General features: G+C 37.7%; 27 protein-coding genes. 17 read left to right on the top strand and 10 right to left on the bottom strand.

Annotation, left to right across the window (positions count from 1 at the left end):
* Positions 1 to 222 precede the first annotated feature (222 nt).
* The 12 genes from D9O48_RS17650 to D9O48_RS17705 all read left to right on the top strand — a co-directional run bounded on the left by D9O48_RS17650 (position 223) and on the right by D9O48_RS17705 (position 7,501).
* Positions 223 to 1,029: a helix-turn-helix domain-containing protein gene (locus D9O48_RS17650; RefSeq protein WP_158624933.1), complete on the top strand. Its 807-nt coding sequence runs from the start codon at positions 223 to 225 to the stop codon at positions 1,027 to 1,029.
* A 399-nt stretch (positions 1,030 to 1,428) separates the two neighbouring features.
* Entirely contained in the window at positions 1,429 to 2,013 is a 585-nt protein-coding gene (locus tag D9O48_RS17655) for a hypothetical protein (protein ID WP_126974321.1), read from the top strand.
* A gap of 31 nt (positions 2,014 to 2,044) precedes the next feature.
* Positions 2,045 to 2,497, top strand: a complete 453-nt coding sequence (locus D9O48_RS17660) for a DoxX family protein (RefSeq protein ID WP_126974322.1) — start codon at positions 2,045 to 2,047, stop codon at positions 2,495 to 2,497.
* 78 nt (positions 2,498 to 2,575) lie between these two features.
* Positions 2,576 to 3,013: a carboxymuconolactone decarboxylase family protein gene (locus tag D9O48_RS17665; protein ID WP_126974323.1), complete on the top strand. Its 438-nt coding sequence runs from the start codon at positions 2,576 to 2,578 to the stop codon at positions 3,011 to 3,013.
* A 33-nt stretch (positions 3,014 to 3,046) separates the two neighbouring features.
* Positions 3,047 to 3,643 (top strand): hypothetical protein, encoded by a 597-nt coding sequence (locus tag D9O48_RS17670; protein WP_126974324.1) that lies wholly within the window; start codon positions 3,047 to 3,049, stop codon positions 3,641 to 3,643.
* A gap of 11 nt (positions 3,644 to 3,654) precedes the next feature.
* A complete protein-coding gene (locus D9O48_RS17675; protein WP_126974325.1) occupies positions 3,655 to 4,092 on the top strand; it encodes an antibiotic biosynthesis monooxygenase family protein in 438 nt (145 codons plus the stop codon).
* A 76-nt stretch (positions 4,093 to 4,168) separates the two neighbouring features.
* On the top strand, positions 4,169 to 4,534 hold the full coding sequence (locus D9O48_RS17680) for a nuclear transport factor 2 family protein (protein WP_126974326.1): 366 nt from the start codon (positions 4,169 to 4,171) through the stop codon (positions 4,532 to 4,534).
* 148 nt (positions 4,535 to 4,682) lie between these two features.
* Positions 4,683 to 5,531 (top strand): sigma-70 family RNA polymerase sigma factor, encoded by an 849-nt coding sequence (locus D9O48_RS17685; protein ID WP_126974327.1) that lies wholly within the window; start codon positions 4,683 to 4,685, stop codon positions 5,529 to 5,531.
* 35 nt (positions 5,532 to 5,566) lie between these two features.
* The gene (locus tag D9O48_RS17690; protein ID WP_126974328.1) at positions 5,567 to 6,151 is read left to right on the top strand and encodes an FMN-dependent NADH-azoreductase; all 585 of its coding nucleotides are present in this window, start codon (positions 5,567 to 5,569) and stop codon (positions 6,149 to 6,151) included.
* A 2-nt stretch (positions 6,152 to 6,153) separates the two neighbouring features.
* Positions 6,154 to 6,510 carry a nuclear transport factor 2 family protein gene (locus D9O48_RS17695; protein ID WP_126974329.1) on the top strand — a complete coding sequence of 119 codons (357 nt, stop codon included), beginning with the start codon at positions 6,154 to 6,156 and terminating at the stop codon, positions 6,508 to 6,510.
* 425 nt (positions 6,511 to 6,935) lie between these two features.
* Entirely contained in the window at positions 6,936 to 7,139 is a 204-nt protein-coding gene (locus D9O48_RS17700) for an ArsR family transcriptional regulator (RefSeq protein WP_126974330.1), read from the top strand.
* A gap of 5 nt (positions 7,140 to 7,144) precedes the next feature.
* Complete coding sequence (locus tag D9O48_RS17705) at positions 7,145 to 7,501, top strand: VOC family protein (protein ID WP_233589274.1); 357 nt, start codon at positions 7,145 to 7,147, stop codon at positions 7,499 to 7,501.
* A gap of 103 nt (positions 7,502 to 7,604) precedes the next feature.
* Here D9O48_RS17705 and D9O48_RS17710 read toward each other — a convergent pair whose 3' ends face one another.
* The gene (locus D9O48_RS17710; RefSeq protein ID WP_126974331.1) at positions 7,605 to 7,982 is read right to left on the bottom strand and encodes a winged helix-turn-helix transcriptional regulator; all 378 of its coding nucleotides are present in this window, start codon (positions 7,980 to 7,982) and stop codon (positions 7,605 to 7,607) included.
* Between the two features lie 84 nt (positions 7,983 to 8,066).
* On the opposite strand from D9O48_RS17710, the gene D9O48_RS17715 reads away from it, so the two are divergent.
* On the top strand, positions 8,067 to 8,627 hold the full coding sequence (locus D9O48_RS17715) for an NAD(P)H-dependent oxidoreductase (RefSeq protein WP_126974332.1): 561 nt from the start codon (positions 8,067 to 8,069) through the stop codon (positions 8,625 to 8,627).
* Between the two features lie 52 nt (positions 8,628 to 8,679).
* Here the strand turns inward: D9O48_RS17715 and D9O48_RS17720 are convergent, their stop codons facing one another.
* The 7 genes from D9O48_RS17720 to D9O48_RS17750 all read right to left on the bottom strand — a co-directional run bounded on the left by D9O48_RS17720 (position 8,680) and on the right by D9O48_RS17750 (position 15,301).
* The gene (locus tag D9O48_RS17720) at positions 8,680 to 9,297 is read right to left on the bottom strand and encodes a histidine phosphatase family protein (RefSeq protein WP_126974333.1); all 618 of its coding nucleotides are present in this window, start codon (positions 9,295 to 9,297) and stop codon (positions 8,680 to 8,682) included.
* Between the two features lie 116 nt (positions 9,298 to 9,413).
* Positions 9,414 to 10,649: an RNA polymerase sigma factor gene (locus D9O48_RS17725; protein ID WP_126974334.1), complete on the bottom strand. Its 1,236-nt coding sequence runs from the start codon at positions 10,647 to 10,649 to the stop codon at positions 9,414 to 9,416.
* Positions 10,650 to 10,666: 17 nt separating this feature from the next.
* Positions 10,667 to 11,323, bottom strand: a complete 657-nt coding sequence (locus D9O48_RS17730) for a hypothetical protein (RefSeq protein ID WP_126974335.1) — start codon at positions 11,321 to 11,323, stop codon at positions 10,667 to 10,669.
* Positions 11,324 to 11,365: 42 nt separating this feature from the next.
* Positions 11,366 to 11,707: a YciI family protein gene (locus D9O48_RS17735; protein ID WP_126974336.1), complete on the bottom strand. Its 342-nt coding sequence runs from the start codon at positions 11,705 to 11,707 to the stop codon at positions 11,366 to 11,368.
* Positions 11,708 to 11,792: 85 nt separating this feature from the next.
* Positions 11,793 to 12,386 (bottom strand): CPBP family glutamic-type intramembrane protease, encoded by a 594-nt coding sequence (locus tag D9O48_RS17740; RefSeq protein WP_158624934.1) that lies wholly within the window; start codon positions 12,384 to 12,386, stop codon positions 11,793 to 11,795.
* A 297-nt stretch (positions 12,387 to 12,683) separates the two neighbouring features.
* A complete protein-coding gene (locus D9O48_RS17745) occupies positions 12,684 to 13,298 on the bottom strand; it encodes a response regulator (protein ID WP_126974338.1) in 615 nt (204 codons plus the stop codon).
* Entirely contained in the window at positions 13,295 to 15,301 is a 2,007-nt protein-coding gene (locus tag D9O48_RS17750; protein WP_126974339.1) for a tetratricopeptide repeat-containing sensor histidine kinase, read from the bottom strand. Before D9O48_RS17750 ends, D9O48_RS17745 begins: the two co-directional genes overlap by 4 nt.
* 278 nt (positions 15,302 to 15,579) lie before the next feature.
* Between D9O48_RS17750 and D9O48_RS17755 the strand changes: the two genes are divergently transcribed.
* From D9O48_RS17755 to D9O48_RS17770, 4 genes are all read left to right on the top strand, one after another.
* Positions 15,580 to 16,923, top strand: coding sequence for an NHL repeat-containing protein (locus D9O48_RS17755; RefSeq protein WP_126974340.1), 1,344 nt, complete (start codon positions 15,580 to 15,582; stop codon positions 16,921 to 16,923).
* 20 nt (positions 16,924 to 16,943) lie between these two features.
* Positions 16,944 to 17,957, top strand: coding sequence for a hypothetical protein (locus D9O48_RS17760; protein WP_126974341.1), 1,014 nt, complete (start codon positions 16,944 to 16,946; stop codon positions 17,955 to 17,957).
* Positions 17,958 to 17,982: 25 nt separating this feature from the next.
* Positions 17,983 to 20,223 carry a tetratricopeptide repeat protein gene (locus D9O48_RS17765; protein ID WP_126974342.1) on the top strand — a complete coding sequence of 747 codons (2,241 nt, stop codon included), beginning with the start codon at positions 17,983 to 17,985 and terminating at the stop codon, positions 20,221 to 20,223.
* A 277-nt stretch (positions 20,224 to 20,500) separates the two neighbouring features.
* A complete protein-coding gene (locus D9O48_RS17770) occupies positions 20,501 to 21,409 on the top strand; it encodes a collagen-like domain-containing protein (protein ID WP_126974343.1) in 909 nt (302 codons plus the stop codon).
* Between the two features lie 113 nt (positions 21,410 to 21,522).
* On the opposite strand, the gene D9O48_RS17775 is transcribed toward D9O48_RS17770, so the two are convergent.
* Both D9O48_RS17775 and D9O48_RS17780 read right to left on the bottom strand, forming a co-directional pair.
* The gene (locus D9O48_RS17775; protein WP_126974344.1) at positions 21,523 to 22,176 is read right to left on the bottom strand and encodes a response regulator transcription factor; all 654 of its coding nucleotides are present in this window, start codon (positions 22,174 to 22,176) and stop codon (positions 21,523 to 21,525) included.
* A 68-nt stretch (positions 22,177 to 22,244) separates the two neighbouring features.
* Entirely contained in the window at positions 22,245 to 24,170 is a 1,926-nt protein-coding gene (locus D9O48_RS17780) for an ATP-binding protein (protein WP_126974345.1), read from the bottom strand.
* Between the last annotated feature and the right edge of the window lie 144 nt (positions 24,171 to 24,314).

Raw genomic sequence — 24,314 nt, forward strand, 5'->3', positions numbered from 1 at the left:
TCCTTTCATTTTCAAGTAATAATAATTACGTATTTTAGTATTTCCTGGATATAATAGGTTTGATATAAAAAAATTTACATTTCATAATTATCATTTTTCAACTTTGACGGAGAAGCATTCCTTGGACTATACTAATTTTTATACATCTTCCTTATGATACAAAAAAAACCAGATAACTTTGATTTGCTCAGATATTTAAGGTCTCAAAAAAATGATGGCAATATGGCACCTTATTATTTGGCATCAAAAACGTGTCTGGAAGACTTGAAAATCACCCACCCTTTTAAAAACTACTTTTATACTATCGGTCTGTATTATGGTGAAGGAGCCCGCATCAGAATAGGCACTACCGATTATGATTTAACACGTGGAAGCCTGTTGACGATTGGCCCCGGAATGACCTGCCAATGGCTCAATACCAGCTTCCCCTCAAATGACACGCTGTTTTTTTATGATGATATTTTTGTAAATAATTTCAGCAGGTCATTCTTCTATTCCCTTGAATTTTTTTGCCCCGATGAAAAGAGTGTAATACAACTCTCCGACACACAATTTGAAGAAATGCAACAGCTTTTCAGTACGCTTCGAACTATCGCTGATAGGCCCGAAGCTGTATCGGGAATACTATATTCAATCCTGATTATTTCACAGAAATATTTCTGGAATCTGCACCGGGGCAATAAAAAGGAACTCAACGGTAAAGAACATACCGTTGTAAAGTTTAGAGAATTAGTTTCAAAGAATTTCTCCGAGTATAAAGATGTTGCTTTTTATGCGGAACAGTTGCATATATCGCCAAAATACCTGAGTGAAATATTAGTTGAATATACTGGTCTTTCGGCAAAAAAATGGATTGAATTTCATATCATGCAGGAGGCAAAGTACCTGTTGAGCTTTTGGAATATGTCTGTTAAGGAGGTATCGTTTCAACTTGGCTACACAGACACTTCTCATTTTTCACGTGCATTCAGAAGCTACGACGGTCAGCTCCCCACTGAGTTCAAAAATACGGTTGAAAATCCTACCTGATCGAGCGTTCTAAATCAAAAACAGAAAAAACTACATTTTTTACCGCCATACTTACAGTATTGACGGCCACTCCTCTCCATATCTTCGTAGGGTATTACATAAAACGTACAATGAAGTTTAGATACGATGTTTTATCAGGATGGTAAATGCTATCACAAACAAATGCCCTCTTCACAGCATATCACTGTTTCTTTCATTACGAAAAGACAAAACATATCATTTACGAAAGAAAAATACCCTAAATATATTGTCACGTTTTCAGCACCTGATGTGTCCATGTTAAACAGTGGTTGGTTGTAACCATTCTTCGGCACAGCTTAAACAAAAAACTGAAATCTGAAAGGAACGATGAAAGAAACAACGATAATAAAACACTTGCTGGCCTGCTTGTTTTTTAGCATGTGGCACTTGCATAGCCGCGCGCAGATACCAATTGAAATCAGTGCGGGACATTCCGGGTACTATTATCAGCATTCATTCGCTACAAGGTTCAATCCGGAAAAATCACTCGGATTCTTTCACACCTCGTCGGTTCTTATACCCTATGATAAAAACCGTGGAAATGAAATTATGAGCCAGTCTTACCTTTCCTATGCGATGGGCAACCGATGGACATCAGGAATTGGCACCATCTTCACTCCCGTAAACCGGGTAAGACCATCTGTATTTTTCCAGTATTTCCATAAAGGGAAAACAACATCTGTGCTGGCTTATCCGAGGATGGATATATGGTCTGACCCCAATCTCGAACTTATGGGCTTTATTGAATATAAGGGAGCCATAAACAGACCTATAAACCTATATGCCCGATTTCAGTATATGACCACATGGAACAGGAACGAACATAGCAGGAGCTACCAATATGCAAGGGCAGGGATAGATACCGGCGGCATACAGTTTGGAATGGCCGCAAATTTTGACCAGTACGGGCGTTTTGCCACAAACTACAGCAACTTTGGACTTTTTGTGAGAAAAGTATTTTGAATAATTATATCATCAAATAATGAAGGAAATAATGAAACAGAATTTTTTTAGTACACACAATGATTATACAGGTTTAATCATTCGCCTTACAATAAGCATCGTTATGTTTCCACACGGAGCGCGGGCAATGCTGGGCTGGTTTGGAGGGTTTGGTTTTACCCAAACTTTGGAGGGTTTGCAACAGATGGGACAGCCGTGGATGGTGGGGCTATTAGTTATATTAATAGAGTTCTTTGCACCTATTTTTATTATAATAGGCTTTGCCTCCCGTTTTTGGGCGATCGCAATGGGAGGTCTTTTTATCGGGATAATTTTATTGGGAGGGCATCTTGAGCATGGCTTTTTTATGAACTGGTTTGGCGATAAGGAAGGAGAAGGATTCGAATATCATTTACTGATGCTCGGCTTATGCCTGGCACTGATCATTCAGGGCAGCGGAAAATATTCACTGGACAATTTGATATCCAAAAAACTCACAGCTTAAATTCAATGTATATTGACACTTTTGGCAATAAAGATGGTACTTTCAAAAGCTAAATAACTTAAAAAGAATAAATTAAATATGGAAAAGAGAATTGATATACAGCAGCTTGAACCGGATGCATTCAAAGCAATGTTTGCTTTGGAAAGTTACCTGCAAAATTCGGGGCTTTCCAAAACACATTTCTATCTGATTAAAATTCGTGCATCACAAATCAACGCTTGTGCTTTTTGTATCAACATGCACACTTCGGATGCATTAAAACAGGGTGAAACTGCACAGCGAATTTTCCTGCTCAACGCCTGGAAAGAAACTGAATTATTCAACCAGGAAGAAAAAATAATTTTAGCCATCACCGAGGAAGTAACCCTAATCAGCCAAAACGGATTAAGCGATGAAACGTACAAACAGGCCGAACAACTTTTTGATAAAAATCAAATTGCACAAATTATAATGGCAGTTGTTACCATAAATGCATGGAACAGGATTGTAATCAGCACCAGGAAAACGGTAGAATAAAAAGAATAATGAACTAAAAAATTATACCCAATTATGCAAACCATTTCTAAACCACTAAGAATATTATTATCCGCCCTTGTACTTTCCAATGTTGTTTTGATGACTTGTGTCGTCTGCTTTTATTTAAACAATAAGCGAAACTTTAATATAGAAAGGATAAATATCAATGATGCTTCGGGAAAGAATCGCGTAGTTATTGCCAACACAGACAACATTCCGCAACCCATTATTGCGGGCAAAATTTATAAAAGAGCTTACGCACCGGCAGGTCTTATTTTCTATGATAAAAACGGCGACGAAAGAGGAGGTATTGCCATTACCGATAACGAGGAAACCAACCTCAATGCTCTATCTTTTGACTATCAGAATGCCGATGCTATCGGTATCCTGGCACAGGATAATAAACACGACAACTATTTCAGAGCCGGTCTACTGATTAACGACAAAGACCTTTCCGGTAAACCAGGCCATAACATCAACCGTATCAATCTGCTTACAGAAAACGGGAATGCGGCTTTGGTAATAAAGGACAACAACGAAATACCAAGAATTATTCTAAAGGTGGATAGCCTTGGTAATCCGTCCATCGAAATGTTCGACAAAAATGGTAACCTGAACTGGAAACAATAAATACCGGACTTATGAAACAAACATTAAAAACCATCATCCTTATCATGCCTATCCTTATGGCGATAAAAACTTTTGGTCAACATAAAAATCAAGTCAAAATGGAACAGAATAACAGAGAACAGCGCACTGTTACAGAACAGGTCGCCGTCATTGATAAAATCAGCATTCCCCAAAAAGCTATCGCGGCGTATTCCGAAAAATCGCTTTTCATCAGGAATACACTTCGGCAGCAGACCGGCTTTGTAAAATATGAAATCTTTCAACAGACAGGCGATGGTGGAGACCTTCTGGTCATTACTGTTGCCACCTGGGCAAACCGGCAGCGCATGGACGATGCCAAAATTGTGATACGGGAGGCGATGCAAAAAGCAGGGATTAATATGCCCGCCTTTTTAGAACAACATGGTATTACTATGGAAAGGGGTATCTATCAGGTAGTCGAGGAGTAAGCCAGAGGGTTTAAACCGGAACAAAAAATTACCTGGTATAAGAGGAAGCTTAGTAAACACAAATAATGATTAAGCAATGATAACAAAGGATGAAATTTTAAATCTCGAAAACACACTTTACCAAGCTATCAAAAAAAGTGATACGGAAGTGCTCGACAAGCTATTGCATGCTGATTTGCTTTTTTTAGTTCCCGGCGGTCAGGCAATAAATAAAGAAATGGATTTGCAAACCTATCGTGAGGGAAATTTAAAAGTCAAAGAAATAATTCCCAAAGTAGAAGAACTGAATATCATAGAGGATCTGGCTGTCATTACATTGCAGATGAAGTTAAAAGGAGATTACAATAATGAGCCTTTTGAAGCTCAATACAGATATATCCGTTTTTGGAAAAAGTTTCCTGAAGGGATAAAAGTAGTTGGTGGAAGTGGAATAGCTATTTAATCAAACGGGGTCAAATTTGAGGATGGAAAATCGTCCTGGCATGAATAACAGAAGAAGCGAATCTTGCGAACGAGTAAAGTATTTTTATGCGTATGTTGCCGACATCACATCCCGACAGCGAGAAACTTCAACAAAAATTTAGAAACCAATGCAGAAGAACTATAATAAACTCCTGACCTATGCCTATAACATCGTTGGTTCTTACGAAGATGCCAGAGATTTGGTGCAGGACGTACTTGAAAAATATATTACATTGGATAAATCAGGTATCCGCCACGAATCCAACTTTTTGATTAAAAGTACTATTAATCATGCCATAAATTTTAAAACCCGCCAAAGTAAAAAAGAAGTTTTCGGCGAATGGCTCCCCGAACCTGTTTCGTTTGAAAATGCCGATGCAAAACTCATAAAAGAAGAAACTGCCACTTATACCATGCTCGTGCTGCTAGAGTACCTGAAACCAAAAGAAAGAGCGGCATTCATACTGAAAGAAGGTTTTGATTATTCCCATGCGGAGATAGCCGAACTGCTTGAGATAAGCATAGAAAATTCGCGTCAGCTATTAAGCAGGGCCAACAAACAATTAAAAGCTGGTAAATACACAAATTATACCCCCCATTCGGGTCAATCATTTGAGACCCTGGCCAGGTATCAGAAAGCATTGGCTCAGGCTGATATCGTTGAATTGCAGAACCTATTGGTAAACGACATAAAACTAAGTGCAGACGGAGGTACCAAAGTGCAGATAGTGAGTGGTTCGGAAATAGGAAAAACCGCTACAGCCACTTTATTGGTTTATGTTCAGCAGCATTTTCTGATGGGAAAAGAATTTACCTTTCAATTTTTCAATCATCAGCCTGCAATCTGTTTTTGGGAACATGAAAAGCTCCATAACTGTCATATCCTCCAACTAAGCGCAGATGGACTAATACAGGAAATATACTCCATTGTAGACCCGGATAAGTTAAAAAATATTACCAGGCTGTCACATATTTAGCACTCAACCTGTCTTCCATAGAAAGAGTAAAAAAGATGAAGACATTATTAAGGATTGACAGCAGCTTACGTTTAAAAAACTCCTATTCCCGCAATGCGGGAGACCATTTTGTTCAGGCATGGAAAGAACGGAATCCACATGGAAGCATCAGTATACGGGAAGTCGGCACCTGCCACGTGCCTCATCTTGAACAGGAAGTACTTGAGAAATTTTATACTGCCGGGGATACTTCAGACCGCCTAAAATTATCTGACCAGTTGATCGCAGAACTATTCGGGTGTGATGAAATCCTTATCACAGTGCCTATGTATAATTTTGGTATTCCCTCTTCGCTGAAAGCGTATTTTGACCTGGTGTTGCGCACAGGTAAAACTTTCAGGTACGACGAGGACGAAGCAATCGGATTACTGAAAAATAAAAAAACATACATTCTCTCCGTTATGGGGAATTTCAAAGCAGATATACCCAATCTGGTGGAAATGCATCTGCAGCAGATTTTAAACTTTATTGGCATTAGGGAGATTTACTATTATTCATTGGACGGAACCGATGATAAAGAATATATCAAACAACAGCTAAATCATCAAAAAGAATTATTTACGAACATCTTAAACAAATAAAAATGGAACAGGCAGAAAAAGCAATCGCAGCATTTGTAAAAGCTGGCGATAATCGTGATGTAGCAGCATTGGAAAGTATCTTACATCCCCGCTTTCAGAATATACAGGACGGGTTTTTCGATGAGAAAGGGATTTTTGTATTCTCAAAATCTGACTATATCGAACTCATCCGTACCAAGCGATTCGGAGGGAGCCCAAGGAGCCTGGTCATAAACAGCATAAAACAATCAGACAATATGGCTATTGCACAAGTGACGTTGGAAAGTGAGTATCTTATCTTTCATTCATTGATAATATGCGTTCGGGATAATAGAAATTGGAAGATAATAAATAATACACCTATGATAGCAGCAAAATAACAGAAATCTGTGATTCGGGCGTACTGGTTCGCGTAGAAGGACTAACCACTTCAGGAACCGTTACCCTTATAGATAGCTAATTTAAAGCGGCTATTGAGCCGAATTAAATAAATTCTTATAAAGTATTGGATTTTACCACATTTCAACTGCCGGTCAGGTAATAGAAATGTGGTAATTCTTTTTAGAAGCATATTCTTGGAATATGAAACTTTAACATCAACCAGAGATTATTACCAGCACCACTCATCCCAATAATTACGCTCAGCATGCTAACCCATCTTTGTTTGCGACTGAACTCATACAAGATGATGACTTATCTCATACTTTCGTTCTTTACTTTTATTACTTTTGATAGAAGAACCTAAAAATATACAGTAGAAGTAGGCACTCTTATCAAATAGCTTATAACATATAAATACACTCATATGAGTTATTCATCTGAAAAAAAACCAGCTAAACTTTGCTATGAACACATTGGCGGAAAACTAGGGAGTCTGCTGTTAGAACAATTTGTTCTGAAAGGATGGCTGGCTAAAGAAACCGCCGGCGATAAAAATTTCTATATTACCGATAAAGGAATAGCTGAATTTACCAAACTGGGTGTAGACTTATCACAAATCAAATCTTAATAACAATGAGTGTTATAAACAATTACGATAATTTTTTTCTTCCGGCCGGAGATCTTGAAGAAGCGAAGGATTTTTACAGAAATAAACTCGGATTAGAAACTAAGTTCGACTTTTCAGACAAAGGCATGACAGCTTTTAAAGTAGGTGATAATGAACCCGCTATTATACTGAGTAATCTACCGCAGGCAAAACCGGCTATCTGGTTTACAGTAAATAATGTGCAGGAAGCATATGATGCACTTAAACAAAAAGGAATTACATTTCTGAGCGAACCTTTTGAAATCATGACCGGTTGGGCTGTAGAGTTTAATGATCCGTTCGGAAACAAACTTGGCTTAACCGACTATTCCAAAACAAAGTAATTAAAACATTCCGCAGGCAACTTTTATAATTAATTATTAAACACATCAGGGTCTGATAATTGATTGTAATACTGTTCGATCAATAAAACGGAATATACGTTATTTATGATACCATCACAAACTCCCCTTTTGTTTCCACTACCCTGTTACCCCAGGTTGTAATGGCCTCTAAAACCGGAACAAAACTCTTTCCAAAATCAGTCAGGCTATAAACCACTTTAACAGGTGGTTTTTTGCCATATACTTTTCTGATGACTAACCCATCTTTTTCAAGTTGCTTTAATTGCAGACTCAAAGTCATTTCAGTGATAGACGGCATTTCTTTATGAAGTTCACTGTAACGCTTAGAAGTATCTTTTAAATGATACAGGATAACAGCTTTCCATTTGCCCCCCACCAGATCCATTGTAAGGCTCACCGTACAAGGGTATATTTTCCCATTCAGTTTTACGTGATCGCCGGTACATTCCAAAGGTTTCATATAGCTTATTTTAACCTATCGGTTTCGATAGTTATTGTTTATACAAGATACTAAAAATAGTTTTGTAACTAAAATAATTATAGTATGGCATTAATCATTCTGGCTCATCCGGATCTAACACAATCCGTTGCAAACAAAACTATTATAGAGGTACTAAAAAAAAGTAATATAGATATGGAAATCAGAAACTTACATGAACTATATCCCGATTTCAAAATCAATATCAGCGCTGAACAACAAGCTTTACTGCAACACCAGACCATTGTTTTTCAATATCCGTTTTATTGGTACGGCATGCCTGCCCTACTGAAACATTGGTTTGACGAAGTATTTCAACACCAGTTTGCGTATGGTTCAAAAGGCGATCGATTAAAGGGTAAAAATTTTTTACCAAGTTTTACAGTGGGATCCTCTGAAAAAAGTTATACGGCTTTGGGCTTTCAACATTTCAGGGTACATGAATTCTGTAAAAATCTTGAACAGACTGCGTACCACACTCAGATGAATTATATTGATCCGTTATACTTTCATGGTACTTCTTCCGCCGCAGGTTATGGTGAAGAAGAGATAAAGACAAGGGCTAAAGAACATGCACAAAAACTGATAGATAAAATTTTATCATTAAAAAACCTCTGTACCAAATAAACATTAAAATCTTATTGTGATCATTTAATACTCTAATACGTGTTGAAGCCGGCTACTTCATGTATGATGTATCTCCCAACTTTCTGATAATTCTTTTTCCTTGTTTATTCTGCTGTAAAAAAGATACCCCCCCACTTACACCATACAAATCAATTGTATTGAGCACTTCCATCTCTAACCTTAACCATATTGCATTCAATATACTCAATGTATCACCATGAGACACTAAGATGAAGTTCTCAATATCGTCATTGACTATTTCGTTATAAAAAGGTAGCAGCCGGTTCCAGACATCACTTCTTGATTCAGCATCACTAAAGCACCTGTCATAAACAGTCAATTCCTGCTGTTCAATATTCTCCTTCAACCATTTTACTGATTGACCATTCGCTCTGCCCAGTCCTCTTTCTTTCAACGCCCCAACCAGCTGCGGAACAATATTCAGCTGTTTCGCAACTATTTCTGCGGTTTGCACCGTTCTCAATAGTGGTGAAGAATATAATACAAACTGCTTAGAGCCGATTTCATTTTTAAGATTACGGGCAATAGCATTAGCCTGCTGCTTCCCTTTTTCAGAAAGTTCCCAATCAGTCCAGGAACCGACCATTCCATTTGTATGGTGAATAGATTCGGGATGCTGAATGGTTATAATATTTTTAAGCTGGTTCATATTCTATAATTATCTACAAATATAAAATTAGCCGAACAATGAATTTTTCTTTGTAAAGAGATTATTTCAGTTACAAATTTATCATTTTTGCAGGCATTTACGCCAATCATCAATGTTTATACGCTGGTTTTCAGGCGTATTATTTCTCTCTGCAATGTTTGCCGTTCTTTTTTAGACTTTGTATTTTCTACTGCCTGACCGTAATGGTAAAGTGCTTTTTCTATGTTTATATCAGCATACAGGTAACCTAACAGTTCGTGATAGTAATTACTTTCTGTAAGATTTAATTTTTCAGCTTCCTGAATAGCTTTTTCGCATCCGTATATTTTAGAAAATACAAATGCTCTGTTCAAGGCAGTTGCGGGCGAGTATTCGATCAACAACAGTTGATTATACAAATGAAGAATATGTATCCATTTGTTGGCGTCAGAGGTCGTATGCCAATAAGCAATGCCGGCTTCGAGATGATATTTTGTTCGGTACTGAGTGGAGTCGTTTGTTGCATTCACCAGATAGTAATTTCCCCGTTGAATCAGTTGTCTATCCCACAAAGTTCTGTCCTGCTCTTCAAAAAGAACAGTTGTTCCGTTTTGATCAGTTCTTGCATTGAGCCTTGAGCTTTGAAAACACATTAAGGCCAGCAGCGCATTTACCTCTGCAGTATTTGTTAATGTATTTTCTGTGAGCAACAAAGTTAGCCGGGTTGCTTCAGAGCAGAGTTCAGTGCGTATTTGCCGGTCGTTGGTTGCAGAATAATATCCTTCATTAAACAATAAGTACAACGTTCTTAAAACAAATTGTAATCTCGATTCTATTTCAATGCTGGTTAGTGTTTGAATTTTAAAATTATCATTGCGAAGATTAACTCTGGCCCGTTGTAAACGCTTTTTAATGGTTTCTTTCTTTGCAAAAAAAGCAGTAGCAATTTCTTCCACGCTAAAACCACAAAGAATTTGTAGCGCCAGGCAAATCTGACTTTCACCAGCATTTGCAGGGTTACAAACAGCAAATATCATTGCCAGCTGGCTATCCGCAATGATCTGACTATCAAATTCAAACTCTTTATCTACCTGAGTTTCATTCAGTGTTATTTCGTTGCTGACTTTTGTATCGAAAACGGATATATGTTTAAGAGAGTCTTTTAATTTGTTTTTTGCTACCGTATAAAGCCAGGCGGAAGGGTTCTCCGGAACTCCGTTAATTGCCCAATTTTCAGAAGCCTTCAAAAATGTATCGCTGGCTATATCTTCAGCTATTTCAATATGGCGTAAACCAAAATGGCGGCATAATACAGCCGTCATCTTAGCATATTCCTGACGGAATAAATGAGGTATAAGTTCATCTGTTTTCAATGTTCAATTTACGCTCGTTATTTCATTAAAAGAGTTAATGTTGCTATCAAAACGCCTGTAAAAGCAAGAATATAAGTAAAAGAACGTTGTTTTGACCTGAATACTATTGTTACAAGTACTGTTCCCAATATCCAATACACCAAAGAGGTATATAACCCTGAAAAATACTGTCCGAAATAAATACTCCACCAACTGTGGGCAATAGCATTACCCATAGCTCCATAAACGATAAAGAATAATGCAGGTATGAAAAGAAACTTTAATCCTCTGAAATATACTAATACAGGAGAAACAATAAACATGAGGTAAGAAAACATATTGAAGATAACAAAACTGTTTTCCGAATAAGGCAATCCACCATACATTAAAGGAAATAACTCTTTGAAATTAGTGATGAATTCTTCTGCGAAGTGAACAAATTGCCAGCCTAAAGTTAAAAAATAAACAGGTAAAAAGATGTTATAATCCGGTAATTCTATCTTGTTAAAATAGATAAACGCAAACAAATACCAGGCAAATATAAGCCCGGGAACAAAAGTTGCTACCAGGCTCATCCCTGAGCTTCCCCAAACAAATAAGATAAGCATGACTATAGAAAGACCACTTCCGATAAGGAAATCAGATTTAGTTAATAGTTTTGCGTTACGGTATTTTTCAAGATTGAAAAAGCTCATTGTGTGATGGTTGTATGATTTAACTACTAAATATAAGCAGCATTAATTACGCTTTAAAACTTCTCTTACTTCGATACTGCCACCGATTTTAAAAATAGGATTTCCCTTAGCCATTGCTACGGCTTCTTCAATGGTTTCAGCTCTAACAACTATGTAACCGCTAATAAACTCTTTAATTTCCGTATAAGGCCCGTCAGTTACTACGTTATCGGATTTTACCGTTTTCGCAGTTCCGGGTGCAGGTAATAATGTATTCCCTTTATCTACCAGTTTATTTTGTGCAGCAATACCGCCCAGCCAGTTCATTCTTTCCTGCATTTGCTCCGGTGAAGGCTGGAAGTCAGCGATGTCACTCAATCTGAAAATTAATGCAAATTCTTTCATTGTTTAATATTTTAATTAACTAATGACGATTGAATTTTTAAAAGGAGGACAATTTATCTAAAATTTCTTTTATATAGAATGAGTATTATCCCACCAAAATACTTAACCCAATTAAAATAGAATTGGTAAATACATGAAATAATAGAGGGTATAAAAATCCAAACTTCACACGAAGATAGCCTGTAACCAAACCACTGAAAAGTTGTGGTAAGGTGAGAATCGGAGTTAACAGAATATTAGTATAGTTTAATTCAAAGTTAAGTAGGTGCAACCAGGCAAAGACAATTGCTGATGTGTAGTAAATAACATGAAATTTATTAGTCCATACCGATCTTAACCGGTTTTTCAATTGCTGATTGCTTAAGATAATGAGCATTAAGCTTCCTAATAAAATGCTTATTCCTATCCTATACAGGAAAGTATCGTCTATTAATGTTAAACGACTATTGAAAATTATTTTAGTACTCAGGTAATAACCGAAACAAGCCGCAGATAAGGCGAGGTAAATGGGTTTGAAAACTAAAGAAAGCCGGAATAAAGTTTCTTCAAAAAGTGGTAATAACATTCCTCCTATCAGTAAATACAGAATCGGAATAAAACGATCAGACATTGATTTGTCTGTAAGATTCTGAGGCTCATAAAAAATACCTATAACAGAAGCAATCAGAATAGCAAACAAAAATTTTAGTATAAACAGAGTTACTGATTCAGCAATTTTATCCTGCCTTGTGACAGGTGAATCAAAACTTATTGCAGGGGATTTAACGAAAGCGAAAAAGTTTAGAACAAATTGATAATACTTTTGTGGATGCAAAGAGAACATATTTTAGTATTCTATTTATTAATTGGTATATGAAAACTAAAGTTTATTACAATCTGACATCCCTAAAACCTATTTTAAATTTGTAAAATGTGATAATATTTACATAATCATGTTTTTTAGCTTATTTGCAAGCGATATACTGATTGATTATGCTCAAACCAACCCCGCCTCTATCGCCATCTTCACCAGTGAGGCTACATTTCTGGCTTCGAATTTTTTCAATAAGCTTTTACGGTGTGTGTTCGCTGTGGGCAGACTGATAAATAGTTTTTCCGCTATTTCAGGATTGGTGAGTCCATCGCAGATAAGCCGTAACACTTCCTGCTCACGTTTGGTGATAACAGGTTTTTCTATCATACGTTGTTTTAATGATTCAGCCACTTCCATACAAAGGTATTCACCGCCGGCCATTACCACTTCAATTGCTTCAAGTAATTCTTCTTTTGAAGCATTTTTCAATAAATAACCGGAGGCACCGTTATTCAGCATGTTTCTCACAATCGATTGCTGGTCGTAAGTGCTGAGCCCTAAAATCTGTACCTGCGGGTATTTGTCCTTTACCTTTTTACAAAGGATAGTACCTTTCTGATCTGGAAGATTGATATCCATCAATAATACATCGGGCAACTGGTTTTCTAAAAACTCCAGACAAGCAGCTGCACTCATCGCATGACCTAACCATTCAATATCCTGTTCGTTCTGTAATAACGACCGTATACCTTCAATCACCATGAAATGATCATCGGTTATGAAAACTTTCTTACTCATGACAATGGTATTTCAATTAATACAGAAGTTCCATTTCCCGTTCCGGTATTGATATCAATCTTTCCTTTCACTGATTCAATGCGGTTACGAATGCTTCTCCATCCCATACCACCGGATTTTTCCAACAGCGAAACATCAAATCCTTTACCATCATCTTCTACCGTCAGCAGCAACAGATTATCTTCCTGTGAAATATGTACCTGTACCAGTAAGTTTCGTGCATGCGCATGTTTCAACGCATTATTCGCCAATTCCTGTACAACACGGTAAGTGGTAACGGAAAGATTCTGTTCGAGCTGTACCCCCTCAACCTCAACAGATTGATAGGTAGCATTCATTGATCCGTTACGGTTTATTTCCAGGCAAAGTTCTTTTAAGGCTGTATCCAATCCGAATTGAATCAATATCTCAGGCATCATGTTGTGCGCCACACGACGCATTTCTTTGATACTTTTATCGAGCAGATCGATACCACGTTCAAAAGCCTGCGCATTCTCAGGTGTCATGATTAAATTTTCTTTCATATTGGTAAAAGAGTGTTTAATTCCGCTCAGCATACCACCTAAGCCATCATGCAGGTCTTTGGCAAGACGCGCACGCTCCTGCTCCTCTCCTTTAAGGACTGCTTCTGTTGCGGCAAGCTGTTTTTCGGTTTCCAGTTCAGAAATTCGTTGTTGTTGTAATTTTCTATGGTTTTGATAATTACGATATACCAGTAAAAAAATGAGGATTAAAGCCAAAGCACTGCTCATCAAAATATAGTTCAGCGTATTTTTCTGACGTAATTGCAATTGTTGTAATTCCTTTTCTGCTTGCAGTTTTTTTATCTCATTGTTTTTTCCTTCTACACTGAAGCGGGTTTCCATTGCCGCTATTTTTTCTCTCATTTCTTCGGATGACAAACTATCTGACAATTGTATGCTTTTGGTAAGAAATCCGTTTGCCATTTTGTAATCCTTTTGCAGTTGGTACCATTGTGCATAATTTCTGTATGCGTCCAGTTCTGCCGAACGTATTTTATGTACTAATGATTTGGCTAGCAATGTGTCGAGATAAATTTTTGCCTCCGAAAATTCACCCGCATCTGACAGAACCGAAGTAAGCGGATTGAGAATGGTTACCTGCATCAGTTTGTCATCATTTTTCAGCGTATAGCTATACGACTTTTTCAGATAATAAATTGCGTTTTTATAATCAGATGCGTGTTGGCTGACCAGTCCTTTGTTCTGATAAAAAAAAATATAGGTAGAATTGTTATCCACCGCCATTACGATGGGTTCGATTTTGTTTAAAATGACTTCAGCTTCTTTAAAATTTTTCAGGGTAATCAGCCTTGCCACATAGCCAAGGTTACGACGTGCTATGCTTAACTGATTTCCTGTTTTTTCTGCGGCTGTAATCGCTTTTCTGTCATACTCGAGAGCCCGCTCCGGTAATAACAATATTCCGTACATCAGAGCGATATTACTGTAAATGGCAGGTAGTGCTTCTTGATTATGTTGTTCGAATATAGTAGCCGCTTTAGTTAGTTGATCGATGGCTTGTTGATAATCAGCTAACCTGGCATAATCGCCAGCCATATTATTATGTAACCATGCCAGATCTGTGATGGCAGATTTGTTTGTATCATTCTTAAGATACCTGTAAGCAGTATCGGCATAAACTCTTGCCAGCTCAACATCACCTCTGTCAGAGTAATAAATCTGTAACATTAAATAGGAGGATTGTAACCCACGCCGGAATTCTTTTTCCCGGCTGATGCTGGCAGCTTCCTCAAGAAAAGGAAGCAGTTTAGTAGTATTGTCATTTAATGTTGCGCGTGCATAGTCTAATAGCAGACGCACTTTTATGGTATCTCTCGTTGAATGCAACCCGATTTTACTTTCCATACTGTCGAGGTTATGACTCTGCGACATCAGTAAAGTAGAAGAAAACAATAATAAGATACTACAAAGAAGAACGCTATACAACGTTACAACTTTATTAGGAAAAAGTGCTGCCATAGCATATAAAGTATTGTAATAAAGATAAATATTAAACTATTCAGAAGTTATCATCCAAAAAGATGATTTTAAACAGAAAATAAAAAATCATCTTTTTAGACGATTGACCGGTGTTGATTAATCAGACACCTTTGTTTAATGAAATCAGCTATCCGTATATGAATGTAATAGCAACATTCTACACTGAGCTTAAATTTAGAATATTTATATAATTCATTCTTTTTCAATGTGAAAGATTATTAAACTATTACTAACCATTCCTATATAAAATAATTGATATGAAAAAGTCCATCATTATTCCCGTCCTGATCCTCTCCTCCTTTGCAGCACAGGCACAAGTGCTGAAAAAAATAAAAAACAAAATGGATCAAACCATTAACGGGTCAGTAGATAAAACCGTTAACAAAACCATTGATAAAATGGTAAAAAAGCCACTGGATAACAAAACCGATCAGGTGCTGGATAAAGCAGCGGGTAACACAACAGGTAATGCCAATCACACTGTTACGGCAAGCACAGCAAAGGATAATGGCATTATTGAGAAAGAATCAGATTTCCCTCCGGAATCAAATGTCATTAACTATCCAAGGTCAATAACAATAGACAGTAAAGACAATCTGTATGTCAAAGACCGCAACGGAATCGTAAGGGTTTCACCCGATGGTAAAATACAGAGAGTTTCATCTTACGGAGACGGTTTGATCATGATGGATCGAAATGATATTCTCTACTCTTCGGGTTCAGGCACCATTAAAAAGTTTACGTTTGATAACAAGGGAAGCGTACGCATTGAACACTACGCCGGTGATGTCAACTATAGTGGCACAGGAGACGGTACCCTGCAAACGGCAAAATTCAACACTGTCAACAGTATGATAATCGCTGAAAATGGTGATATCTATCTTGCTGATGTAGCCGGAAAACTTATTAAAGAACTCGGTACTGTTAAAAGTGAACAGCTCGCATTTGAGCCCGATGCACCGGCAAAAATGAAGAATGAAAACAGTTGGGAATGGTGGACGATTATTCGCAAAGTAAGCAATGGCAAAGTGACCACTTTAAAAAACAGTAAAGGCCAGTATATGCTTTTTGCAAATATCAGTGGTATTACTTTAGACAAAGAAGGCAATCTTATTTACAGTGGTGGTGGGTTTTCGCGCGCCATAAGAAAACTGGATCTGAAAACATTACAAATCAGCAATGTCGCCGGTAAACCATTCAAAAGAGAATGGAATCCTGTATATGTAACCGGCGATACCAGTAAAGCTGAATTGTTTGATCCGGGATTTTTGCTGACAGACAAAAATAATCATATCGTTTATTCAGACAACCGCAGCCACCGGATTACAAGAGTAGCCACCGGTAAAGTAATTACGATGGCCGGAAACAATATTATCGACCCGAGTTCTCAGAACATCGGCGGACGCGCACAGGAAGGACATAAAGACGGTAAAGCAGAACTCGCGCTCTTCAACTTCCCTAAAGGTATGGTGTACGACAGCAAGGGTAACCTTTATATCGTTGACTCTCAAAACCATGTTATCCGAAAGCTGAGTGCTGATGGTATCGTTAGCAGCTTTACTCCTTTTGACCGGTCAAAAGCACATATCGCCAATTACTAATAAACAACCTGTGTATAATTATGAAAAACATTCAACTATTCATTTTATTATTTCTTCACATTACTGTTTTTGCACAAAAAGAAACTTATGATATAGTGCGTTATACACCGTTGAAAAATTGGAAAAAAGAAATCAACACTACATTCACCAGCTATTCGCGCATTGACGGAGGTAGCTGGTCGCAGATAGCTATCTACAAAAGCACCGCAAGTAAAGGTAGCATAGAAGAAGATTCGCAAAGCGAATGGAATAATATCGTATTATCAGCACGCCCGGTACAACAGGAGGAAAAAACAAAAGCCGAAAGCGCCGAAGGCTGGAGTGTGATGAGCCGCAGCGGTGTATGGCAACACAACGGTGTGAATGTGGCAAGTATTCTTACCACCTATAGTAACGGAAAGGTCTGTTTAAGTATTCTTTGTAATGCTACTGCACAACCCTACCTGAAAGATTTTCAAAAACTGATCTCTTCTGTAAAACTCGACGCTACAACAAATACTGCAACAGTCAATAACAGTGCTGCCTCTTCAATTATAGGTTTATGGACTAAATCAATTACAGAAACAGACGGTTATCTGAACGGACTACCGATGACAAGGGGTGGTTATATGAGAAAAGAATATCTCTTTCATGCCGATGGTACTTATGAGTACCGGGCAAAAAACTGGTCAACTACTATTAAACACATTCTCTTTATAAGAGAAACCGGCAACTATTCTGTAAATGGAAACCAACTTACCATTACTCCCCGGCAGGGAAAAGGAGAATGGTGGAGTAAAGCAAACAATGACAGAACTGAAGGATGGGGTTCCTTTCAGCAAAATGCTCCTTATCCACTTGAAAAAACATCCTACACTTTTGAGATCAGATATCTCTCAGGAATGGGTGAAAATTATCTGATATTAACCTCCGCCAAAGAGACGGCACGTGATGGTAAACAAAGTAACCGGGCTAATGTACCACATGAATTTAACTACAGCCGTATGGATACCAATAAATCTTTGATAGATAATCCCCCCGGTAATAATGATTAAAATCAATTATTCAATAACTAATTATATGAGAATAATACTTATCCCACTGATTCTTTTGATTGCTTTTGCAAGTTATGCGCAGAAAAAACCAACCAAAAAAGAAGCGCCTCCTACCCAGAAAGAAATGGAGGAAATGATTAAAGAGGCACAGGGTATGATGGGCGAAATGAGCGAAGAAGATAAAAAGATGATGGAAAGTATGGGAATAAAGCTGCCGGATATGGGAAAAGCAGCAAAAAACCTTAACGGTATAACAGACAAACAACTGGCCAAAGCATGGGAAGAGGAAGGCCGCATAGTTCCTAAAAAAGACGCTGCAAGAATTGCTGCTATTCCCAAACCATTGAAGGATGCGGAAATAGCATCTTATATAACCACTATACATTCAAAAAGCGTCAGTAAAATTTCTCCTGAAAATAGAATAACTGCCGAGAATATCTATGGATATATGCAATCCAATAAGTATGATAGTGATGAATCAGGTAATATCGCTATGGGTTTCTGGCTGTATGGAAAACCAGAGATAGCGCTCTATCTTTTAGGAAAAGTATGTGCTTCTGATGCTTCCAGCACTGACAATATCAGTAACTATGCAGCAATGCTGACGATGCAGGGCGGTCAGCACCTGGCTATTCCTTTATTGAATAATCTTAATCAGAAATTTAAATGGAACAGCACCTTACTCAATAACCTGGGGCAGGCATGGTTTGGTTTAGGAGATTTAGATAAAGCCGGCAACTATCTTGACAGTGCTCTTACATTGTACCCCTACCATCCGCAGGCAAATCTTACCAAAGCTGCTATTGAAGAAAGTAAAGGTAATGTTACCAAAGCAATAGAGAATGTAAAAAAATCTATTAAACATGCTTATACACCAGAGAAAGAAGAGAAGTTAAAAAAACTTGGCTACAAATTAAAAAATGCGGACATTTTTCTCCCATTTGTACGCAGTGGAGATCCTTTAGAACTGGAAACCATCCACCGTCCTGAATACCCCCTGTCTGTTGTTGATGCAAATCAATTGTATCCCTTATGGAAAGAATTTACTACTGAATGTAAAAAACGGATAGAAAAACTTGAGAGAGAAGTTCCAAACCTTGTTACTAAAATGTCAACCAGTGCACATAACTCTGCCAAACAAATGATGAATGATTTTCAGAATGGGAGCCTGCCTATTTTAAATTTTGTTCCTTTTATGTCGCGGCAAGCAATGTATGGATCAAAACAAACTCATGAATTTTTCGAGAAAAGACTAGAAGAGTACCTCATTCCCAACCAGATAAAGAAAACACTGGGAATGGACTCTATTCGAAAAGCACATAAATTCCCTCCTCCTGAAGCACCTTGTGAAGCTCACCAGCAGTCTAAAAGCGAACTAATAAACAAACTCAATAAATATAAAAAACCTTATGATGAAGAATACCTGGAAGAATACCGACATTACCTGAAAGATATGGCTTATTGGGCACTATTTACCAGTACCGATGAAAATATGCTCAGAATGATAGCTATGGAATTTCAGATCGATTGGTTGAAGAAATGCATAGATTTCAGACCTGAATTTGAAGGTATTGATGGTATATCTACTTTTATATGTAATGAACAGGGGGCTGAAAAGAAGACTTATGGAAAACTGCAGGAGTTCGACTACACGGATGCATGTACATATAAAAGTGTTATCTCTATTGGCGGGCCAATTACCTTAAAAACTAATTGTACACACACTTCCTGGGAGTTCAATACTGACTTTATAAAGTATACCCGAAATTTAGGTGCCAACGACGAGTATGAAACCAGCAGTCTCGTTATAAAACCCAAACTAGGCGGCAGTACCAATATAGGCCCATTGAAAGCAGGTGCTTCTCTGGTATCACAAGTAAGTATTGAAATGGATCCGCAGGGAATAAAAGACTGGAATGCCTTTGTAAGAGGTGAGCTCACCTTTGGAGTGGGTGCAGGTATAGGTCCTGTCGGCGCAAATGCTTCTATCAGCACCGCGATGGAAATTGAATTGGATAAGTCAGGAGTAAAAAACCTCATTTTTGAAACGAAAGCACAGGTGAAGGTAGGAATTGATGTACCCAAAGTTCCTGGTAAAGAAGTGGAAGACAAAATTGTGAATAAAGGAATTGATCAGGCAACCAAAGCCATCACCGGCGGTAAAGGTACTTCATTCGAAATAGGAGTTAAAAACAGAACAAATCTTATCTCAGGCAGTAATACAAGATCCGGCACCGGCATATTATCCGGTATTTCATTCAAATGATAAAAAAAATAATTTTGATTTCCTAAAAATTAATTTACCATTTTTATGGTATTTGGATTGTTTTGATGTTTTATATATTTGCATCGGCTTAATTGCCGTTCAAATTATACCCCACCAACTGCGAGCTAAGAAATCAAGATTAAACAGTCAATAATCTATTGTTTTTTACTATTTATAATCTTTTATTTTTTAAAAATTTGGCACCGCATTCAAACGCACCAGCGTTAAACCCTTCCGCAGAAATGTAAATATTAAATTCGATTTAAACACACTTCACATGAAACAATTCAGCATTGTTACGGTATTCTTTTGCAGTATACTTCTATTATCCGTAAGTTGTCAAAAAGAAGGCCAGGGTCCGCAGGGAGAAAGAGGAGAACAAGGTGTTCCCGGTCCTGATGGCAGTAAAATTCTCAGCGGAAACGGCGCAGCAGCTGCCAATATCGGTGCCATCGGCGACTTTTACATCGACCTTTCCACCTCACAATTTTATGGTCCAAAAACTACTAATGGCTGGGGCACACCTATTACATTGAGAGGTGCTACCGGAGCAACCGGAGCAACGGGAGCTACCGGAGCCGCAGGCAGTAAAATACATAGTGGTACCGGTGCACCGGCCGCATCACTGGGAAATAACGGCGATTATTATCTGGATAAATCTAACTATAATTTCTACGGCCCGAAAACAGCCGGCGCATGGGGAGCAGCTTTATCGTTGAGAGGCCCTGCAGGACCACAAGGACCGGTTGGCCCTGCTGGACCTCAAGGACCGACAGGCACTGCTAATGTGATTTATTCTACCTGGAAATATGCCACCAATTTCAACGATTCAACGATCGATAATTCAAAAGTAAAAGTCGGTTATGTAGCAGCTCCCAACCTCACTAATACTATCTTAAACTCAGGAATGGTAATGGTGTACTTTACTTATGGTGGTGGAAATTTCACTTTACCTTATACCAGTAATGCCGGCGGTAAAGCCAATACCATTTCGTATACGCCAATGTTGAATAAAATACTGATCACACGATTTGCACATGATAACAGTAACAGTGTAAATCTGAGTACATTGTTACAATATCGCTATATTCTTATACCGGGGGGTGTTTCAGGAGGACGGCTGGCAACACCGGTCGACTATAGCGATTACAGCGCTGTATGCAGATATTATGGCATTCCTGAATAACCAGATATATTATGTTTATAACAAAAATGGCTGTCTGACAAACAGCCATTTTATTATTATATAAAAGTATTTGAAAAATTAGTTCATTAAATAAGTACAATAATACATATATCTTATAACCACTTATTTGCCTTTGCCATATTCACTGCACTCACTTTATTATTCACCTGAAGTTTTCGGTAAATGTTTTCAATATGCTTACGTACAGTTCCCTCACTGATATAAAGTTTGTCTGCTATTTGTTTATAGGCCAATCCTTCTTTTAACGCTGTTAATATTTCAGTTTCCCTTGCAGAAAGTAAACTTGGTTCGGGTGATGTGGTTTCAGCTTTCGGTTGTGGAGTGCTTTTAATATAATTGAGTGCTTTCAAAGCTATTCCCGGAGACATGGCTGCACCACCTTCGTAAATATCAGCAATAGCTTTTTTTATCATATCTGCACTTTCGTCTTTCAACAAATAACCAGCAGCACCAGACAGTATAGCGTTAAAAATTTTATCATCGTCATCAAAGGTGGTCAACATTAACACCTTTACATCAGGATACTTTTCTTTTAACTGACGGGTAGCGGTGATACCTTCCATTACAGGCATTTCAATATCCATCAATACAATATTTGTTTGTTGTTTTTCAAACTTTTCCAGCAACTCGAGTCCATTCGCAGCTGTAAATGAAACATCCAGGCCAGCTGTATTGCTTAGCTTTTTTAATATTGATTTCAGTGCCAAAGGTTGATCTTCGGCGATAGCTATTGAAATATTAGTCATCTCTTTCTGTTTTTGGCACTGTGAGTCATTTACAAAAATGATGCATTTTTCACTAAGACCTATACGCATTATTGCGTATTTATTGGTAATTGAATGGTAATGCCGGTTCCGTGATCTAATGAACTCTTTATAGAAAAAACACCCTTTAACTCTTCCGTGTTTTGTCGCATATTATCTAATCCAAACCCCTGATAAGCAGCAATATTGTCAAAACCACGACCATCATCCAGAATATTGATTTTCATATTTGCATTATCTGCTTTGATCGATATCCGGATATTACCTGCACCGGAATGTTTCAAACTGTTATTAACAGCTTCCTGAATAATACGAAAAATCAATGTAGCCTGTTTAGAAGACAACACCAGTGTTTCATCTGCAATATCGATATCCACCTCAACTTTTTTTATTTTCCGATAGTATTCTCTTAACTTAACCAACCACTCGTCTAACCTTACAGAAGGTTTGTTGATCAGCCATACAGTTCTTCTTAATTCTGTAATGGTATCGTTTACCAGATTTTTCACATCCTGCCATTCGGCATTTTCTGGAGCTGATTCATCTATAGAAGTTTGAATAAAAGTAAGGTTTGCTCCAATATTATCATGCAGGTCTTTAGAAATCCGTAAGCGATCGTTCTGAAGAGTATTTCTGGCTTCCAGTTGTAACAGTTCAGTTTGCATGGCTGCTTCTTGTTTTAACTTTTCTTCTTTTGCTTTTCTTGTCCGGTAAAACTGCCATAGTATTACCAGCGTTCCGGCTACTAATAATGCAGCAATGAATAAATAAAGATTTCTTTGATTAATTCCCAACTGCTGAATTTTGTTTTGTTGCGTAAGTAAAGCAATTTCCTGCTCTTTTTTTTCTGTTTCATACTGAACCGTCAATTCAGCTATTACATCTGCCTGCTGCGTCTTACGAACCGAATCACGGAAAATTGTATATTCCCTGAGATAACGATAGGCTGAGTCATACTGTCCGAAATAACTATATTGATTCGATAGTGACTCAAGCGCTTCGTAATGTTGTTTATTATTACCGATAGCAATAGATATATTTAATGCTTTTTCAATCCAGTAAACCGCTTCTTTCTTATTGTTCATTTTTCCATACACTTCACCCAAATAGTTATAGGTGTAAGCAATTTCTACTTTTTCATTCAGCCGTTCTCTGATCTCTATTGATTTTTTCAGATAGTCAATCGCTTGCGGTAGATTTTGATTCATTTGTAAATAAGTAGCTCCTAAATCGTTATAAACAAAAGCTTCATCCCGCTCATCATTCAGCTCCTTCGCCATAATCAGTGCCTGTTGGTGCGACTGTATTGCTTCATTGTATTTTCGCTGGCGCATATATACAATACCTTTGTTGGTATAGGTTCTCTGGATACGGTTTTTATCATTTGCAGCCTGAGCGATAGCCAGTGCTTTATTATAATATTCCAGGGCCTTGTCATACTCTTCCCTGCCCACATGCATAATACCTAGTGAAGTATTAAAAGTAGCTTCCATACGCCGGCTACCGGCTTCTTCTGCCACGCGTAAACCTTTAAAATAAGTTTCCATCGCTTCTTTATCCCTCTTCTTCCGTCTGTAATAATTGCCTTCAAAAAACAATACCATCGCAAGCTCATTACTTGCCGGTTTCACAGGAATGTATTGAGCTGCTTTTTGTGCATGTTGTTTCATTGCTTCCAGATCACCCTGGCCTTCTGATAGCAGCGACAAAATAATATGGCCCTTAGCTTTTCCAACATTATAATTCACTTTTTCGGAGAGAAGCATAATGGAATCAGATACTTGTTGAAAAAAAGTATGGTCCTGACGATAGTACTGATAACTCAATTGATAAAGGCTGTCAATTTTAGATTGCGGAGGCCAATCTGATTGCAGTATTTCACCAGCATGTTTCTTAAATTCCTGTGCAAACAACGAGTTGCCTGTCAACAAAGAAAATATCCATAAAAGGAACTGTACAACAAAGTGCCTTATCATAGTCGGTTATTAGAATACTAAAATAAAAAAATAATGAATACCGCTTAATGATAAAAATACGCAATTCATCGTATTGTACAGAAGGAGGGCTCGCCCGACCTTTATTCAGTCAAATAAACCCAAAAATTCGAAAGAATTATGAAA

Origin of the sequence: Gynurincola endophyticus, assembly GCF_003991195.1 — a bacterium.
Taxonomy (GTDB): Bacteria; Bacteroidota; Bacteroidia; order Chitinophagales; family Chitinophagaceae; genus Gynurincola; species Gynurincola endophyticus.

Excerpts from the sequence above, each read along its gene's own strand:
- D9O48_RS17650 (WP_158624933.1), top strand. The coding sequence starts at position 223 with ATGGCACCTTATTATTTGGCATCAAAAACGTGTCTGGAAGACTTGAAA.
- D9O48_RS17655 (WP_126974321.1), top strand. The coding sequence starts at position 1,429 with ATGTGGCACTTGCATAGCCGCGCGCAGATACCAATTGAAATCAGTGCG.
- D9O48_RS17660 (WP_126974322.1), top strand. The coding sequence starts at position 2,045 with ATGAAACAGAATTTTTTTAGTACACACAATGATTATACAGGTTTAATC.
- D9O48_RS17665 (WP_126974323.1), top strand. The coding sequence starts at position 2,576 with ATGGAAAAGAGAATTGATATACAGCAGCTTGAACCGGATGCATTCAAA.
- D9O48_RS17670 (WP_126974324.1), top strand. The coding sequence starts at position 3,047 with ATGCAAACCATTTCTAAACCACTAAGAATATTATTATCCGCCCTTGTA.
- D9O48_RS17675 (WP_126974325.1), top strand. The coding sequence starts at position 3,655 with ATGAAACAAACATTAAAAACCATCATCCTTATCATGCCTATCCTTATG.
- D9O48_RS17680 (WP_126974326.1), top strand. The coding sequence starts at position 4,169 with ATGATAACAAAGGATGAAATTTTAAATCTCGAAAACACACTTTACCAA.
- D9O48_RS17685 (WP_126974327.1), top strand. The coding sequence starts at position 4,683 with ATGCAGAAGAACTATAATAAACTCCTGACCTATGCCTATAACATCGTT.
- D9O48_RS17690 (WP_126974328.1), top strand. The coding sequence starts at position 5,567 with ATGAAGACATTATTAAGGATTGACAGCAGCTTACGTTTAAAAAACTCC.
- D9O48_RS17695 (WP_126974329.1), top strand. The coding sequence starts at position 6,154 with ATGGAACAGGCAGAAAAAGCAATCGCAGCATTTGTAAAAGCTGGCGAT.
- D9O48_RS17700 (WP_126974330.1), top strand. The coding sequence starts at position 6,936 with ATGAGTTATTCATCTGAAAAAAAACCAGCTAAACTTTGCTATGAACAC.
- D9O48_RS17705 (WP_233589274.1), top strand. The coding sequence starts at position 7,145 with ATGAGTGTTATAAACAATTACGATAATTTTTTTCTTCCGGCCGGAGAT.
- D9O48_RS17710 (WP_126974331.1), bottom strand. The coding sequence starts at position 7,982 with ATGAAACCTTTGGAATGTACCGGCGATCACGTAAAACTGAATGGGAAA.
- D9O48_RS17715 (WP_126974332.1), top strand. The coding sequence starts at position 8,067 with ATGGCATTAATCATTCTGGCTCATCCGGATCTAACACAATCCGTTGCA.
- D9O48_RS17720 (WP_126974333.1), bottom strand. The coding sequence starts at position 9,297 with ATGAACCAGCTTAAAAATATTATAACCATTCAGCATCCCGAATCTATT.
- D9O48_RS17730 (WP_126974335.1), bottom strand. The coding sequence starts at position 11,323 with ATGAGCTTTTTCAATCTTGAAAAATACCGTAACGCAAAACTATTAACT.
- D9O48_RS17735 (WP_126974336.1), bottom strand. The coding sequence starts at position 11,707 with ATGAAAGAATTTGCATTAATTTTCAGATTGAGTGACATCGCTGACTTC.
- D9O48_RS17745 (WP_126974338.1), bottom strand. The coding sequence starts at position 13,298 with ATGAGTAAGAAAGTTTTCATAACCGATGATCATTTCATGGTGATTGAA.
- D9O48_RS17750 (WP_126974339.1), bottom strand. The coding sequence starts at position 15,301 with ATGGCAGCACTTTTTCCTAATAAAGTTGTAACGTTGTATAGCGTTCTT.
- D9O48_RS17755 (WP_126974340.1), top strand. The coding sequence starts at position 15,580 with ATGAAAAAGTCCATCATTATTCCCGTCCTGATCCTCTCCTCCTTTGCA.
- D9O48_RS17760 (WP_126974341.1), top strand. The coding sequence starts at position 16,944 with ATGAAAAACATTCAACTATTCATTTTATTATTTCTTCACATTACTGTT.
- D9O48_RS17765 (WP_126974342.1), top strand. The coding sequence starts at position 17,983 with ATGAGAATAATACTTATCCCACTGATTCTTTTGATTGCTTTTGCAAGT.
- D9O48_RS17770 (WP_126974343.1), top strand. The coding sequence starts at position 20,501 with ATGAAACAATTCAGCATTGTTACGGTATTCTTTTGCAGTATACTTCTA.
- D9O48_RS17775 (WP_126974344.1), bottom strand. The coding sequence starts at position 22,176 with ATGACTAATATTTCAATAGCTATCGCCGAAGATCAACCTTTGGCACTG.
- D9O48_RS17780 (WP_126974345.1), bottom strand. The coding sequence starts at position 24,170 with ATGATAAGGCACTTTGTTGTACAGTTCCTTTTATGGATATTTTCTTTG.